This window comes from Stenotrophomonas sp. STEN022, from assembly GCF_056760155.1.
Genome location: NZ_JBRREG010000026.1, coordinates 20435 through 36770, shown reverse-complemented (window position 1 = coordinate 36770; position 16336 = coordinate 20435). Strand labels below are relative to the sequence as shown.

General features: G+C 58.3%; 6 protein-coding genes. All 6 read left to right on the top strand.

Translation table 11 applies throughout. The features are described from left to right. Window positions 1–434: 434 nt before the first annotated feature. Window positions 435–6224 (top strand): Ig-like domain-containing protein, encoded by a 5790-nt coding sequence (locus ACVOMF_RS07705; RefSeq protein ID WP_481508753.1) that lies wholly within the window; start codon window positions 435–437, stop codon window positions 6222–6224. Between the two features lie 513 nt (window positions 6225–6737). After that, the gene (locus tag ACVOMF_RS07700; RefSeq protein ID WP_481508752.1) at window positions 6738–10481 is read left to right on the top strand and encodes an Ig-like domain-containing protein; all 3744 of its coding nucleotides are present in this window, start codon (window positions 6738–6740) and stop codon (window positions 10479–10481) included. Continuing rightward, complete coding sequence (locus ACVOMF_RS07695; protein ID WP_481508751.1) at window positions 10478–11554, top strand: Ig-like domain-containing protein; 1077 nt, start codon at window positions 10478–10480, stop codon at window positions 11552–11554. The genes ACVOMF_RS07700 and ACVOMF_RS07695 overlap by 4 nt, the downstream gene beginning before the upstream one ends. Before the next feature lie 816 nt (window positions 11555–12370). Continuing rightward, window positions 12371–13984: a TolC family protein gene (locus ACVOMF_RS07690; RefSeq protein WP_481508750.1), complete on the top strand. Its 1614-nt coding sequence runs from the start codon at window positions 12371–12373 to the stop codon at window positions 13982–13984. 317 nt (window positions 13985–14301) lie between these two features. Further along, window positions 14302–15210: an OmpA family protein gene (locus ACVOMF_RS07685; RefSeq protein WP_481508749.1), complete on the top strand. Its 909-nt coding sequence runs from the start codon at window positions 14302–14304 to the stop codon at window positions 15208–15210. Beyond that, window positions 15161–16237 (top strand): OmpA family protein, encoded by a 1077-nt coding sequence (locus ACVOMF_RS07680; RefSeq protein ID WP_481508748.1) that lies wholly within the window; start codon window positions 15161–15163, stop codon window positions 16235–16237. The genes ACVOMF_RS07685 and ACVOMF_RS07680 overlap by 50 nt, the downstream gene beginning before the upstream one ends. The last annotated feature ends 99 nt before the right edge of the window (window positions 16238–16336 follow it).

Genomic DNA, 16336 nt, shown 5'->3' with positions numbered 1-16336 from the left:
GAGTGGCTATCTGTTTGGTTGAGTGATGTTGGGGGGGGGCGCCCAAATGCTGTGTCTATCGGGCAGCGGCGCAGTTGGAGTTAGGTCGTAGTGCGTTGAATTTGCGGAACATATCGACGGTGGTGAGGCGCGGCTGCAAGACCGTTTTGTTATTGTGCTGAACAAGCCCTGCGCAAGATACTATCGCTGGAAATCGCGTTGGTCATTTGCGTGATTGCGGATATTTCGTGTTTCAAATATGAAAGTTGAAGTTTATTTATTCTGCTTTTTTATATTAGCCGATTTGGTTTGAGACCCGTCCTATTTAAGGGCGAAATCGCGAAGGCAATAATCCCTGCATTGATGAATCTGATCTTGGACGGTCGGTTCAAATTATATGGCGCCTGTTATATGGGCTCCGCCAATCAAGTCATGATCATTCAGGTGATTCAGCGATGAACGTCAGTATTTCCGTAGTCAACGATAGAGCCATTGTCCTGTATAAGTCGCTGGCCGATGCCAAGGGCGGCAAGTCTGTTCGCGTCAAGGCAGTCAAAGGTGGGCAGTACCTGCTTGCCGAGAACGACGATGGCATGGGTCCGGAGAATATTACCGTCAAGCGCGTAGGCAAGAATCTGCATGTTGCACTTGAGGGCTCCGATCTGGATCAGCCAGAGCTGGTTATTGAGAACTTCGTTGGCTCTGAGAGCCAACTGGTCGGCCTGGGTGAAGATGGTCTCTACCACGAGTACGTAGCCGCCGATGGCGATACCGACAGCGCCGCCGCATTCCTGATGGAAGGTATGTCCTCGCCGTTGGCGTTGGGGTCCCCACAGCTTGCTGGCTTCGGCGACGGCTTGGTCTTCGCAGGCGCTGGCTTGTTGCCGTGGGTGCTGGCTGGGGTTGCCGGGCTGGCCGGCGGTGCGATAGTCGAGCACCACAAGGAGGGAGGCAAAAAGCCAAAAGACACTATCGCGCCAGAGAACAAGGGCATCGGTTCGATAGTTGATGACAAGGGTCCACTAAAGGGCAGCATCAATCCAGGTGATGTGACGGACGATAACCGTCCTACGCTGGGTGGCTCGGGGCAGGAGCCTGGTGACAAGGTCATCGTGATTGATAACGGCAAAGTCATTGGTGAAGCCATCGTCGATGGAGATGGCAACTGGACGTTCACCCCGGATGCGGATCTGGGCGATGGCGAGCATTCGCTGGAGATCGTGGTCAAGGACCCGTCCGGCAACAGCTCGGATCCGTCTGACGAAATCGTGATCATCATCGACACCACCGCGCCGACCAAGCCGGGCGTGGAGAGCATCATTGACGATCAAGGGGCTGTCACCGGCCCCGTCGAGAACGGTGGTGTTACCGACGATACCCAGCCAACGCTGTCGGGCAAGGGCGACGCAGGTGATGCTGTCACCATCATCGACAACGGCAACGTCATTGGTGAAGTGGAAGTTGACGAAGACGGCACCTGGACCTTCACCCCGGGAGAACCCTTGAGCGAAGGCGAGCATTCCTTCGAAGTGGTGGTCACCGATCCGGCCGGCAACAGCAGCGGTCCGTCCGATGAGTTCGTTATCACCGTTGACACCACGCCGCCGGCCAATCCTGGTATCGAGAGCGTTGTTGACGATCACGGCGCTGTCACCGGTCCTGTCGCCAACGGTGGTGTTACCGACGATACCCAGCCAACGCTGTCGGGCAAGGGCGACGCCGGCGACACCGTCACCATCATCGACAATGGCGAGGTCATCGGCGAAGTGCAGGTGGGCGATACCGGTACCTGGGCTTTTACGCCGGAAGAGGCACTTGGCGAAGGCGAGCACGTCTTTGAAGTCGTGGTCACTGACCAGGCCGGCAACAGTTCCGAGCCGTCGGACGAGTACGTGGTCAACGTCGATAGCCGGTTACCGGACAAGCCCGTCATCGAGACGGTATACGACGATCACGGCAGCCAGACAGGTTTCCTGGGCTCGGGTGACGCAACTGACGATGCCAAGCCGACCATCGAGGGCAGCGCTCAGGCAAACACCATCGTCATCATCAGGAACGACGGCGTTGAGATAGGTCGCGTACCGGTAGGCGTGGATGGCCGTTGGGTGTTCGAGCCCTCACTGCCACTGGCGTTGGGTACGTACAAACTGACAGCTGTAGCTGTAAACCAGGCTGGCACGTCCAGCGCGCCTTCGGATCGCTTCGACCTGGTACTCGTCCACCCGGGGGCGCCCGCAGCCCCTGCGATCACTTCGGTTGTCGACGACGTCGGCAACACTACCGGCTATATCCAGAAGAACGGAGTAACCGATGATGCACGCCCGACCATCAACGGCACCGCGCAGGCGGGCATGACCGTTTCGGTCTATGTCGACGGTGTGCTGTCCGGCACTGTCATGGCCGCGGCCAATGGTGAGTGGAGTTACACACCTGCCGACAATCTCGCTGATGGCCCACACAACCTATCCGCGACGGCTACCAATGCCGTGGGAAACATCAGTCCGGAGACCGGCAGGTATCCGATCAACGTGGATACCAAGGCCCCGGACAAGCCGAGTACCGGCGACGCAATGTTGCTGGACGACGAGGGCGCGATCGTCGGTGATATCACCGACGGTATGATGACCGACGACGCTACCCCGACCTTCATGGGCAGGGGCGAGCCCAATGGCCGTGTGATCATCTACAACAACGGCGAGCAGATCGGGGAAGTGTCGAGTGACGCGAATGGTGGCTGGACCTTCACACCGTCGCCTGCGCTGGAAGATGGTGAATACAGCTTCAGCTATAGAGTGGTGGATCAAGCGGGCAATATCAGCCCGGAGTCGGATGCGATCACCTTCCTAGTCAACACCGAAGGCGTGCTGGTCAGCATTGACGGTGCAACTGACGATGCAGGCACCGTAACCGGTGAAATTGGCAAGAATGGCGTGACTGACGACACCAGCCCGACCCTGCATGGCAAGGGCAGCATCGGGGGCACGATCAAGGTTTATGAAGCTGGTGCGTTGCTGGGTGAGACTGTGGTCGACGCTGATGGACGATGGAGTCTGACCCCATCGGTTCCAATGAATGAAGGCCCGCACAGCTTGACCGCAACGATCACCACCGGCGTCGATGGTGAGAGTGCACATGTTGGTCCGTTTGATTTCGTCATCGACCTGAGCGCACCGAACAAGCCGCGTATCGACAGCATTACCGATGACGTCGGCAGCATCCAGGGCAAGCTGGTCGATGGCCAGCATACCGATGACACCACCCCAACGCTTGCAGGCAAGGCCGAGCCGGGAAGCTCTGTGCGCATCCATGACAACGGCAGCCTGCTGGGCTTTGCCGTGGCTGATGGAAATGGCAGCTGGAGCTTCACTCCGACCACCCCGCTGAGCAACGGTGTGCATGAGTTCGATGTGATTGCCGTGGACAAGGCAGGAAATGCGAGCGAGCCGTCGGAGACGTTCAGCATCAACGTCGACACCGTAATTCCCAACAAACCACTGATCCTGTCCGTGTATGACGATCAGGGTGATGTGACCGGCAATCTATCGCCCGGCGCTGCCACGGATGACAGCAAGCCGCTGATGGCGGGTTCCGCTGAGGCAAACACCACGGTCGTCATCAAGGACAAGGGCGTGGAGATCGGACGTGCCCCGGTCGGTAGCGATGGCAAGTGGAGCTTTGAGCCGACCAAGCCGTTGTCCATCGGCAAGCACGGGTTTACGGTTGAGGCGGTGGACAAGGCGGGAAATACCTCGTTGCCGTCCGATCGCTTTAATCTGGAGGTGGTCACGGATGTGGCTCCCTCGGTACCCGCGATCATCTCAGTCGTCGACGACGTCGGAGATATCACCGGAAACATTCAAAAGAATGCTGTCACCGATGACGCGCGCCCAACCATCAACGGTACCGCTCAGGCTGGCACGACTGTGTCGATCTACATTGATGGTGTGCTGTCCGGCACCGCCGAGGTAACTGCAAATGACGAGTGGAGCTACACCCCCTCCGCCAACCTGATTGACGGTCTGCACAACATCACCGCCAAGGCTATCAATGGCGTTGGCAATGTCAGTCCAGAGACTGGACAGTATCCGATCAACGTGGACACCAGACCTGCAGACAAGCCGAGTGCAGACGATGCGGTGTTGCTTGACGATGCAGGGAGCGTAACTGGCCCGATCCTGGATGGCACAGTGACCGATGACGCCACCCCGACCTTCGAGGGCAAGGGTGAACCGAATGGTAGCGTGATCATCTATGACAACGGCAAGGAGATTGGTCGCGTTCCGAGCGACGCCAATGGAGTTTGGAACTTCACTCCGTCACCGGCTCTGGGCGACGGCAGCCACAGTCTCAGCTACGAAGTAGTGGACCAGGCCGGCAACGTGAGTCCGAAGTCGGACCCGATCAACTTTGTGGTCGACACCACAGGCGTCAAGGTCAGTATCGACGGCGCACTCGACAATGTGGGGACTATTACTGGCGAAATCGGCAAGAACGGCGTAACTGACGACGTTACTCCGACCTTGCATGGAAAGGGCACTATCGGCGGTATGGTCAAGGTCTACGAAGGCAGCGCGCTGCTGGGTGAGGCTGTGGTCGATGCTGAAGGCAAGTGGAGCCTCACTCCTGTCGTACCGCTGAGTGAAGGTCTGCACAGCCTGACAGCGACGGTCACCACCGCTGCAAATGGTGAGAGCGAGCGCGTTGGTCCATTTGAGTTGACCGTCGACCTGACCCCGCCGAATGTTCCCGCGATTGAAGAGATCAACGACGATGTCGGAGCTTCGCAGGGCGCGTTGGGTCAGGGGCAGCATACGGACGACGCCACGCCGACGCTGTCTGGCAAGGCAGATGCAGGCACCACGGTAAGCATCTATGACAAGGGTAGCCTGCTGGGGAGTGTTGTGGCCGACCCCAGTGGCAACTGGAGCTTCACCCCGAGCCCGCCGTTGCTCAATGGCGCGCACGACTTCACGGTAACGGCACAGGACAAGGCAGGTAACGAGAGCGAGGCGTCGCCTGTGTTTGGGATTGTGATCGACACGCTCCCGCCGGATGCGCCGGTCATCGAGGTAGTGTACGACGACAAGGGCTCCAAGACCGGCAATCTGAACCAGGGCGAGACGACTGATGACGCCATTCCGACCGTCAGCGGGAAGGCCGAAGCGAACAGCACTGTGGTCATCAAGGATCACGGAACCGAAATTGGTCGTGTCGTCGCAGATTCGGATGGAAAATGGGTCTTCGAGCCGGCTGAGGCACTGGCAGCTGGAGAGCACAAGTTGATAGCTGAAGCGATCGACGCTGCAGGCAACAGCAGCGCGTCTTCCAGCGAGTTCACATTCTCGGTTGATGACTCGATTCCCACTGCGCCAAAAATAACCAACATACGCGACGACGTTGGTGAGTACACAGGCATCCTGCTCAATGGTGGAACAACCGACGACGCCATGCCGACGATAAACGGCAATGGAAAAGCCGGCGAAACCATCGAAGTCCGCATGGATGGGAACGTGCTTGGCACGGTAGTGGTTGGTGACAACAGTCGTTGGAGCTTCACTCCTGCAGCGCCGGTGGCAGATGGGGTGCGTGTGTTCACAGCTGTCGCGGTAAGCGCCGGTGGTGCTGAAAGCGCAATCAGCGACGCCTATCAGATTCGCGTTGATACCGTCCCTCCCAATGCGCCCATCATCGAAGCCGTTCATGACAATGCCGGCGTGTGGACCGGAAATCTTGAGAACGGACAGACCACCGACGATAGGACGCCTACGTTCTCTGGAAGGGCGGAGGCAAGCTCGACCATCATGGTCTTCAATCATGGCGAGGAAGTGGGCTTCGCGTCAGTAGATGAGAATGGCAATTGGAAGTACACAGCGGATCCACTTGCGTATGGCGAGCACCGGTTTACCTTCCTGGCTTTTGATGTTGCCGGAAACTTGAGTGACGTATCGGAGACTTGGAGTGTGGTAGTTGCGGCAGCAGTCCGTTCGCTGGGTACCGGCGGGGTGGAAGCATCGTTCTCAGCGAACGAGCTGCTGGTGGATGGCGAAGTGGACATGTTCAACCCAGCAACCACCGGTGCTGGCACCGCAAAAGTATTCTCGATTGCAGCATTGGGTCTTTTCGACCAAGGCATCTTGCAGGACAGCTGGGCGATAAATACCAGGGATATGCAAGGCGGAGCCGATAGCTGGACTCGCAGTACGACTGAAGACGCCAATCTGTTCGATCAGCAATTGATTGATTGAACAGGGTATCGGGCAGCCCGGTTCGGACTCTCTGTAACCGCGGTTGTAGGGTCGGGGTAAATGGATACATGAGGCTCGGGGCTGGACCGCTGAAGCTTACGGCTGTTGGAGTAGGAGGCTGGTTCGGCAGAGTAGATGCTTGGAGGCTGCCCACTACTGCCAGGGTTTCTGCTTGTTTCCAACGAAAACATGCCGGTTTCGCTATGCCACGGAGGGGTGCAGCTGCTTTTACCCGTGATGTCCGATTCAGTGCTTCCATTTGCCGTTCTTTCATACGTGGCGGCACCAACCTGGTCGCAATGGTAGTTCTCGCGACATGAACTTGAGGGTTCTCCTACATGCCGCGAATTGTTTGGAAAACATAATGTGATTAGGGACTTGCTATTCGTTCCTTGCATCGCGCGCTCCCGAGTTGGGCCCAAGGAATTGTGGGGATGCGCGTTTTGCAAGTGAGGAAGCACGCGCTGCGCTTATTGGGTTTGCAGGGTGTTGTAGAAAATTAGAAAGCGCCCCATGGAATTCGTGTTCCTGGGTGTGAGTTCAGCTGCAGTTTCGCTAGGTAAATCAACTACAAAGGTGGATCGAAAAATGGCTGCTATCTTATCTGTGCTGAATGGAGGTTCCGTTGCCCAGACCCTTGTTCTGCAGGGCGTGGGTGCGAATGGTCCGCCCAGTATCCAGGCCGTGGTCGGCGGCCGCTATGTTCTTGCTTCCGCCGATGGCCGGGGCGCAGCGGATGGCATGATCATCAAGCGCGCGGAGATGAACCTGCTGCTGGCTGAGGAGTCGGATGGTTCCGTGAAGGACGTGTTGACTATCGAAGATTTCTTTGTCAGCCATGCGCAGTTGTTTGGCTTGTGCACCGACGGGAAGTACCAGCCCTATAGACTGGTTGCTGATGAAGCCACGAAAGCCTTCGCGGCGGAAGATGCGAGGGGGACGTTGCTGCAACTGGCGTCGAGTCCTGCCACCGCCGTGCTGAGTTCTTCACTGTTTGCGGTTGATGGATCAGTTCTGTCATCTGCTGCTGGGTATGAGTCAGCACCGTCGATGGTCGCATTGTCCGTTGTTCCCGTCGCGGAGTCTGCTGACGTTGCACCGGTCGATTTCGCAGTCGGGATAGCTGCGACGCGCAGATCGGCAGCCAATCCCCTGGCGGACGTGGACGTCGTGCGTGATGCGGCGGATAGCAACGGCGGTACACCGAAGGACGTCTTCGCGTTTGATGACGGGCGCCAGGATGAAAGCGCATCCGTAGGCGGTAGCAGCGATGTCTCCGAAGCACGGGACGTGAGTGTTGCTGTCGCCTCTGGTCGAACGCGGGAGGCTGCTATTGACAGCGTTCTGGACGGCAAGGGGGCAATTCAGGGAAACATCCCGAATGGCGGGTTTACCGATGACGGCAGCCCGAGGATCGTCGGCAAGGCAGAGAGCGGTGTACTGGTCCATATCTACAAAGGTGCGGAACTCATCGGTATTGCCCAGGCAGGCGCAGATGGGACGTGGTCGTTCGTGCCGCGTCTGCCACTGGCCGATGGCCGTCACGTAATTTCCGTGATGTATGAATATGGAGCCGACGACTTCAGCGACGTGTCTGCCCCGTATGTCATCTTTGTCGACACAGTTGCGCCCGACACTCCCATCATCATTGGCATGAAGGATGATGAGGGGCGCATCCAGGGACAGATAGGCAATGGCACCACTACCGATGACAGTCGACCAGTCATTGATGGCGTTGCGGAAGCGAATGCGACCGTTGTCATCTATGACAAGGGCGTGGAGCTGGGCCGGGCGCTGGTTGGTGCCGATGGCAAGTGGAGTTTCAGTCCCGGTACGGGCTTGGAAGATGGCTTGCACATCCTCGAGTACGCTGTGGTCGATCGTGCCGGGAACGCAAGCGAGAAGTCTTCTGCGACTGAGTTTTTGGTTGATACACGTCCTGAGCTGGTAGAAATCTACGCAGCGGAGGATGATGTCGGCCTTGTGAGGGGAACCTTCATGAGTGGCGGCGTGACTGATGACACGCAGCCGCGCTTGTTTGGTACGGCTACTGCCGGTGGCACCGTCAAGGTCTACGAAGGTCAAGTGCTGTTGGGCGAGGCAACCGCGGGTGTGGACGGGAAGTGGGAGCTTATACCGGCAGTTGGCCTGAGCGAAGGAGCCCACAACCTTGCCGCGACGGTGACTACTGCGGCGAAGGGTGAGAGCGGCCGGAGCACCCCATTTGTTTTCACTGTCGACATCACAGCCCCGGACAAGCCAACTATCGAGCAGGTGTATGACGACAGGGGGACGTTGCAGAGCGCTCTGAGCCAAGGGCAGAGCACGGACGACACGACACCGACGTTGTCCGGCAAGGCCGAAGCCGGCGCCACCATTCGTATCTACGACAGCGGCAATCTACTGGGCAATACCGTCGCCGATGCTGCAGGCAAGTGGAGCTTCACTCCGAGTTCGCCGCTGTTGGACGGTGGTCACATGTTTACTGCTACCGCACAGGACAAAGCGGGGAGTACCAGTGCGCAGTCAGACGGTTTCTCCATAACAATCGACACGGTTCCACCGGCATCGCCGGTGATTTCACTGGTGATCGACGATCAAGGCAGTCAGACCGGTGCTCTCAATTCGGGTGACTGGACGGACGATTCCAAGCCGACCATCAGCGGTAGCGCCGAGGCATATGCCAAGGTAGTCATCAGGGATCACGGCCTGGAGATCGGGCATGCCGTTGCCGACGCCAAAGGAAAGTGGTCGTTTGAACCGTTCTTGCCGATGGGACTGGGTCCACACAAGCTGACTGCAGAAGCAATCGATGCCGCAGGCAATACCAGTGCGCGTTCCAGCATCTTCGAGCTGACGTTGGGCAGCCCCGAGCGGCCCGCTGCACCGGCAATCACCTCGGTGGTTGACGATGTCGGCTTGGTAACGGGTGTTTTGCAGAAGAGCGATGTTACCGACGACGCCCGCCCGACAGTAATTGGTACCGCGCAGGCAGGAACGAAGGTGTCGATCTACGTCGACGGCGCGTTGGTTGGCAGTACCCTTGTTGGTACAAACGGCGAATGGAGCTATACACCAACGACCGACCTCGTCGACGGGCTGCGCAACATTACGGCCAAGGCCACCAGTGCAGTGGGGAACGTCAGTGATCTTACCGGCCCATACCCGATCATTGTGGACACCACGCCGCCGGTGCAGCCGCTTCCGGCGGATGCGACGCTGTGGGATGACGTAGGCCAGATCACCGGGCAGATCAGCAACGGAACGGTGACCGACGACAACACGCCAACTTTCGTGGGAAAGGCCGAAGCCAACGCGACCGTGGTGATCTATGACGGAGGGGCGGTGATCGGGCGTGTGCAAACCAATGCAAGCGGCGACTGGAAATTCACGCCTTCTCCGGTGCTCGTGGATGGGCAGCACAGTTTGAATTACGAAGTGGTGGACAAGGCTGGCAACGTTGGTCCGAAGTCGCCTGCGATAGGATTCGAAGTCAACACCAACGTCATCGTCGTCAGCATCGATGGCGCCGTCGATGATGTTGGCACCATCAAAGGTGAGATCGGTATGAAGGGTGTGACCGATGACCCCACACCGACGCTGCATGGCGTGGCCACCGCAGGCGGTACAGTGAAGGTATATGAAGGCAGCACGCTGCTGGGGCAGGTCTTGGCCGGCAGCGATGGCAAATGGAGCCTAACGCCGAGCGTTGGGCTGAGCGAAGGCCTGCATAGCCTGTCAGCAACCGTGACCACCGCGACCAATGGCGAAAGCGCGAAGAGCGCTGCATTCGATTTCACCATTGACTTGACCGCCCCAGCCACGCCCACGATTGAGCAGATACTTGACAATGTAGGTGTGCACCAAGGTGCGCTGAAACAGGGGCAAAGCACGGATGACGGCACGCCGACCCTATCCGGAAAGGCTGAGGTTGGCAGTACGGTAAACATCTACGACAAGGGCAGCTTGCTGGCTAGCGTTACTGCCGGCGAGAAGGGGGATTGGAGCTATACGCCGAACCCTTCACTGCCCAACGGTGCGCACGAGTTCACCGTGAAAGCCGCTGACAAAGCTGGAAACATCAGTCAGCCATCGGCTGTGTTCGATATCGTGATCGACACGGTTGCGCCAGGCAAGCCGATGATTGATCTGGTATATGACGATGAGGGCGCCCGTAGGGCAATGTCGCCGCGGGTGGAATCACCGATGATTCCCGGCCGACCATTAGTGGTAGGGCCGAGGCTGGTTGCATCGTGATCATCATGGACGGAGAGCTTGAGCTGGGCCGTGCTGTGGCAGATGCCAACGGCAAGTGGGCGCTCGAGCTCGCCGCGGCTCTGGCCGATGGCGGCCACGCACTGAGCATTCAAGCAATGGATGCAGCCGGAAACTTGAGCGTGCGTTCCGATACCTTTGAACTCGTCGTAGATACGTCGGTCCCGACCGCGCCAAGAATCACCAATGTCAGGGATGACGTAGGTGAGTACATAGGCATTCTCCAGAGTGGAGGCAGTACGGATGATGCGAATCCCACCATCAACGGAACCGGAAAGGTGGGGGAGCTCATTGAAATCAGGTCAGGCGCAGTTCTTCTTGGGAGTACCGTGGTAGGCGAAAACGGGCGCTGGAGCTTTACACCGGAAGTCGCACTGAGTGAAGGCGCACATGGGTTCTCTGCGATCGCCGTGAGTCTGGGGGGGGCCGAGAGCGCTGCCAGCAACACTTATGCTGTTCGTGTCGACACAATTGCTCCTGATCGTCCGATCATCGACGCTGTAAGGGATAACGTTGGTGCGTGGATGGGGGACCTTGAGAACGGTCAGACCACCGATGACCGAACCCCTACCTTTGTCGGCAAGGCGGAGCCGAGCTCGACCATCATCGTCTTCAAGGGTGGGGAGGAAGTGGGCTTCGCAACAGTCGATGAGCTTGGCGGCTGGACTTACACCGCAGAGCGCTTGGCGTACGGTGAACATCGCTTTACCTTCCAATCGTTCGATGTGGCAGGCAACGTAAGCGACGCCTCGGACGAATGGGTGGTTGTCGTCGCGATGGCGATGAGGTCCGCGCAGGACAATGGAAGCGCGGAGCTGCCTGTTTCGGCGCAGGAGCTGCTGGCTGAAGCGCGGATTGAGTTCTTCAGCGAGGACACTGCGCAGCGAGGTACAGTGGGTGATCCAGGGCAGGCTGTCTACCGAACGTTGTCCATCGAAGCAGAGGCCCGGGAGAGCTGGGCTGTCAGCGGCAATCACGTGATGGAAAGCAACGACTGGTCAGCGGTTGCCGCGATTGGGTTGGACTACTCGCTCGAGCAGCATATGGCCGTTTGACGGAAGAGTGGCCCGGAGGGTAGTCACAAGACTCTCCGGGTTCTTCCGACGTCCCTATCGAACACTCTCGTGCATCTCGAGAGGAGGCTCGTGCGGCGCAGTCTGGGCACTGGGTATCTCGTCTTGGAGCGGTGCGTCTAGCCACCCGCTCTCTGGTTGGATCCAGCAGAGGTCACGTCCAAAGGTGGTTTCAGTGGATGGCGCTCAGTGCTGTCTCCCCTTCTACTCCGGCATCTTCCAGATGCAGGCGCGCGGATGACTGGTCCGTGGGCATCGCGTCGATCAAGGTTTTGTCATCCGCGGGGTCGCTATGTTCTGGCGAGGTCGCAACGCAGGTTTCGTATGAATGGATTCGGGGCGTAGAAGCGGTGTGTTGGGAACGTAAGCTCCAGTGTTCCATTGCAGCGGCCGCAGCGACACCATCGAAGGCTGTGATCGAAGCCTTCAACGTTGCTTGGGATGCGTTTATCCGAAGGTCGCAAGCGCCCAGAACGCCTCAAATGCTTCTGGGAAGAGCGTTTTCCACGCTTGCGCATGACGAAGCTGCGCCCGATTGGGCGGTTTGCTTCTGAAGATGCCGTACGGGCGCACGCGTTGCTTGGCAGCCGGAATCGGCAAAGGAGGCTCGAGACCGTTGCGCTTCGACGTCCAGATTCCAGTCAGGCCGGGCATTTCCCAAGCACACGGCCTTCCCTGTTCGGGAAGTGAGTACTTTTGAGGTAGTGGATGAGAACTTTAGATAGGCACCCCTCCTTCAATGGGAGAGGTTCAGCGCACAGACCCGTTGTCACCTGCACAGCCATCGCATTGGCTTGCATGGCGGTCATGAGTGGGCAAGCGATTGCTGAAGATGAGCTTCTTCAATTCGAGCAGGTCGCCCCGGAAAACGTTTCCGGTGGCGCAAATGTCGGCGCGCGATCTTTCGCTGCACAGCTGGGCGGGCACGGTGCCGGTGCGGAGAGAGCCAGTTCAACGTCCGTTGTCGTGCGATCGGTTCGCGAAAGCCTGGCGGTTCCAGTATCCGATGGGCCGAGGGAGGATGTACTCGTGCTCGAACGCCTTCCATTGCTACGGATAGGTGTGCCGGATGTTTCCAGCGAAGCTGCTCCGGTGGCGGCTGAGGTTCTGGTCGCCCCGATCGCACCATTGAGCACATCGCTGCCCGTGACTGATGCCGCTGCTCTGGCCACACCAGTTGCAAGAATGGGCGAGGTGCCAGAGGTTGAGCTGCGCAGCATGTTCCTGAGTATGGTTGATGCTGCGAATGGCCGCAGTCCGGCGGTAGCCGGTGCGTTGGCGCAATATGCAGCGTCCAAGTCCGATATCTCCGAGGCAAAAGGTCAGCGCTATCCGCAGTTGGATATCAGTGCTCGCGGCCTTTCCCGTGAGTTTGGCTCAAACGCCGCTTCGAGGTTCAGTGATCCATCGCTGAGCCTCGGTATAACCACCACACTGTTGGACTGGGGTCGGGTTCGCAAGACCATCGAAAGTCGCAGCTATCTTGCTGACGCCGCGGATTCTGCGGTGCAGGCGCAGATGGAGTTTTCGGCTTACGAAGTGACCTCAAATCTGGTTGAACTCGCCAAGCAACGTATCGTTGTCGAAACCAGTCAGCGCTATGTCGATCGTATGGCGGAGCTGGTAAAGATGCTTGAAGGTATCGTTGCTGATGATCCCGGTCGGGTAAGTGAGCTGACCCAGGCACGGGCACGATTGCTGCAGGCCGAAGCCTCGCGTAGCGCAGCAGACTCCAAATCACGTGACATCGAGATCAACCTGCGCCGGATGGTGGGTGACCGTGCACTGCCAAACCTTCCGAGATCGCAGTACTGGGATATTCGGTTGCCTGAGTTGCCCTGGCTGCTGGCCACATCGCTGCGGCATCCCGCCGTGCTGCAGGCCAGAGCTTCGGCACGATCGTTGGATATGCAGGCCGATGCGATGCGCTCTGCGCTTCTGCCACAGGTCAACTGGGTGGTGAGCAAAAGTACCGGCGATGACATTTATGGGCGTGAGTCTGCATGGCAGACCGGAGTGACGCTGTCCTGGTCCGCGTTTCGCGGTGGCGCAGGCCGTGCATCAGAGCAAGCCGCGCGGCAACGCGCGCAAGCAGGCTGGATGGCTGCCGAGCAACAGGTGCAGGACCTTGAGTACCGTATTCGTGCAGCGAACCAGGATGCTCGCTCGCTCGCCGATCGCGCTGATCTCTATCGTGGTCTGTCTCTGGAGTCGGACAAGATTCGCGCGGCGTTCTACGAACAGTGGTATCACCTTGGGCGGCGTACGTTGCTCGATGTCCTGTCTTCAGAAAGTGAACACTACAACAATCAGATTGGCGAAATTTCGAGTCGATTTGATGGATACCAGGCAGTAGTCAGGCAGTACGCAAGTGCGGGGGTGCTGCTGAGTTGGCTGGGCGCGGGCGGATAACTGCCCTGTTGGGGGACCCCGTATTCATTTGAATGGCAACGTGGGATGCCGTTGTGGGACCGCATGCCGCGCCTTTGCGTCGCCTGCAGCAGTGAAGTGAATTTTGAGACTTTCCCTATGTATTGAGTCTTTGGTGACAAACATACTGGTAGCAACGAGGCGGCCGCTCACGGCTCGCCGGAGAATTTCGACGCGGCCACGCTGAATGGCCGGTTTCATCTGAGCGTCTGAAGAATGGGGGCTCCTTCACCGCAGAAGCGAATCGTTCGCTTTTACGCGGAGTCGCGGGCCGGAGAATCGATAGTGAGGAATATGGTATGTCTTTGAATGGAACGGCGAAACGGGCGGTATCGGCGGTTGCTGGGGTAACGGTATGTTTTCTTGCGTATGCCACCGCGCATGCAGAGATCCCTGCGTCTGCTTTTGGCGATGCCTATCAATCGGTACCCGCGGTGGCGGCCAATCAGAGCCAGGTGGTTTACTACCGTGATGGAGCAGCTGGACAGAAGGCCAGTGCAGCGCATGTTTACATCGATAGTGAGTTCCATACTAGCCTTCTGCCAGGCGCATTTACGGTGTTCTGCATCGCGCCGGGTGCGCACGGCCTGAATGCTGTACTGGACGATGCACCGCACTATGAAGGCAAGCAGGCACTGCCGCGAACAAGGCTGGAGGCTGGTATGACCTACTTCCTGAAGGTAGGCGAGGACGCTGCGTTGCTGCCGACGGTGGTCACCCGTTTGGACGCAGAACGCGAGCTTGCCGGCAGCCGGCGTCAGGTTCACGTCCTGTCGCGTGCGTCTTCTGTGACTCAGTGCAATTACGCCGCCGCACTAGAGCGCCAGGAGTACACCCTGTCCGGCGACGTATTGTTTGCATTCGGAAAGGCCGGCTATGCCGATGTCCGCGAGAACGGCCGTGATGCTGTGGTTGCAATTGCGAGCCAACTGAATAAAGAAGGCATTGGGCTTGATCGGATTGATGTGGTGGGTCATACCGATGCAATCGGTAGCGAGGCCGCCAATGAGGCGTTGGGTATGCTGCGCGCGCAGACTGTGCGCGGGATGCTGGCTGATAGCGGTTTGTCCGTGGGGTCAATATCTGTTCAATCCAAAGGCTTTCGCGAGCTGTTGGTCGACAACTGTCAGGGCGATCGCGCGCGCTTGATTGCTTGCAATGCACCGAACCGCCGCGTCGTCATTCAGGCATACGCGCATCGCGAGTAAAGCGCTGGATCTGAGCGGTGGCGTTGAGCTGCTGCCTGATATTGACTATTTGGCCTGTCACATCAGTTGGCGTGAGCGGGCACTACGGAGTGATGTACAGATGTGCTGCGCGGTAGTTGATCGTATAAAAGGAATGACTGTATTGATTCTGCTCGCTTCCACCAGTGCAGTGTCCGCGGCTGGGCCTGTAGCGGGGAGAACTGATCGCACATTCGACAGGCAGTTCTCAGTGGTGGCGGCAGTAGGGCAGGACCAAGCTCAAGTTGTTTACTATCGCTCCACAGATGCCAACGCTGCCGCTGTCGCGAATGTCTATCTGGACAGGGAGTTCATCACCGCTCTGAAGCCCGGTGGCTATACCACCTTTTGTACGGCGCCTGGCCGTCACATCCTGGGCGCCTACCTTGATGATGCACCAGCTTATTCGGGAAAGAATGACGAGTTGTACGCAGCGACGCTGCAAGGTGGCTCGACCTACTACCTCAAGGTTCGGGAAGAGGATGGGAATCTCCCGCTAGCGATGACCAAGGCAGTGGCTTCCGTAGAACTGGTTGGGAAACGGCAGCAGACCCACTTGTTGTCGCGCGCCTCCATGGCCGAACCCTGTCGTCATTACGGCTACCTCGACGCGCCAACGCTGGTTGTTCGTGAGTACGTTCTTCCGGTTGATTCGGTGATCAGTGGCCTCCTTGGAACAAGTGCGTCCGGAAATGAGCAAATTCAATCGTTGCTTGCGAACCTGCAGCAGGACGGTGCGCAGATAACCCGTGTTGAAGTGGAGGGGAATACTGACCCAATAGGTGCCTCGGCAGGCAGTCAGCTGCTGGGCAAGCGTTGGGCAGAAATCGCTCGTGGCGCCTTGAACAGCCATGGTGTTCCGCAGTCGATGACGTATTCAACAAGCGCGGGAAGCCGAGCGCTGGTGAAGCACGGTTGTTACGGTAGCGCTGAGCAACAGCGTGTCTGCCATGCGCCCAATCGCCGGGTTGTGCTGCACGTGGAAATGCGACGGACAACGGAACTTTGAATGCAGAAAATGGCGCTGATCTTCGGGTCAAAGTCCGCCCCGATGTTGGATGACCAGAATGATCGCTCTGGCTGCTTGCCTGGGTTGATGGAGAACGCC

Coding starts and splice junctions, on each gene's coding strand:
- ACVOMF_RS07705 (WP_481508753.1), top strand. CDS start 435: ATGAACGTCAGTATTTCCGTAGTCAACGATAGAGCCATTGTCCTGTAT.
- ACVOMF_RS07700 (WP_481508752.1), top strand. CDS start 6,738: ATGGAATTCGTGTTCCTGGGTGTGAGTTCAGCTGCAGTTTCGCTAGGT.
- ACVOMF_RS07690 (WP_481508750.1), top strand. CDS start 12,371: ATGGCGGTCATGAGTGGGCAAGCGATTGCTGAAGATGAGCTTCTTCAA.
- ACVOMF_RS07685 (WP_481508749.1), top strand. CDS start 14,302: ATGTCTTTGAATGGAACGGCGAAACGGGCGGTATCGGCGGTTGCTGGG.
- ACVOMF_RS07680 (WP_481508748.1), top strand. CDS start 15,161: ATGCACCGAACCGCCGCGTCGTCATTCAGGCATACGCGCATCGCGAGT.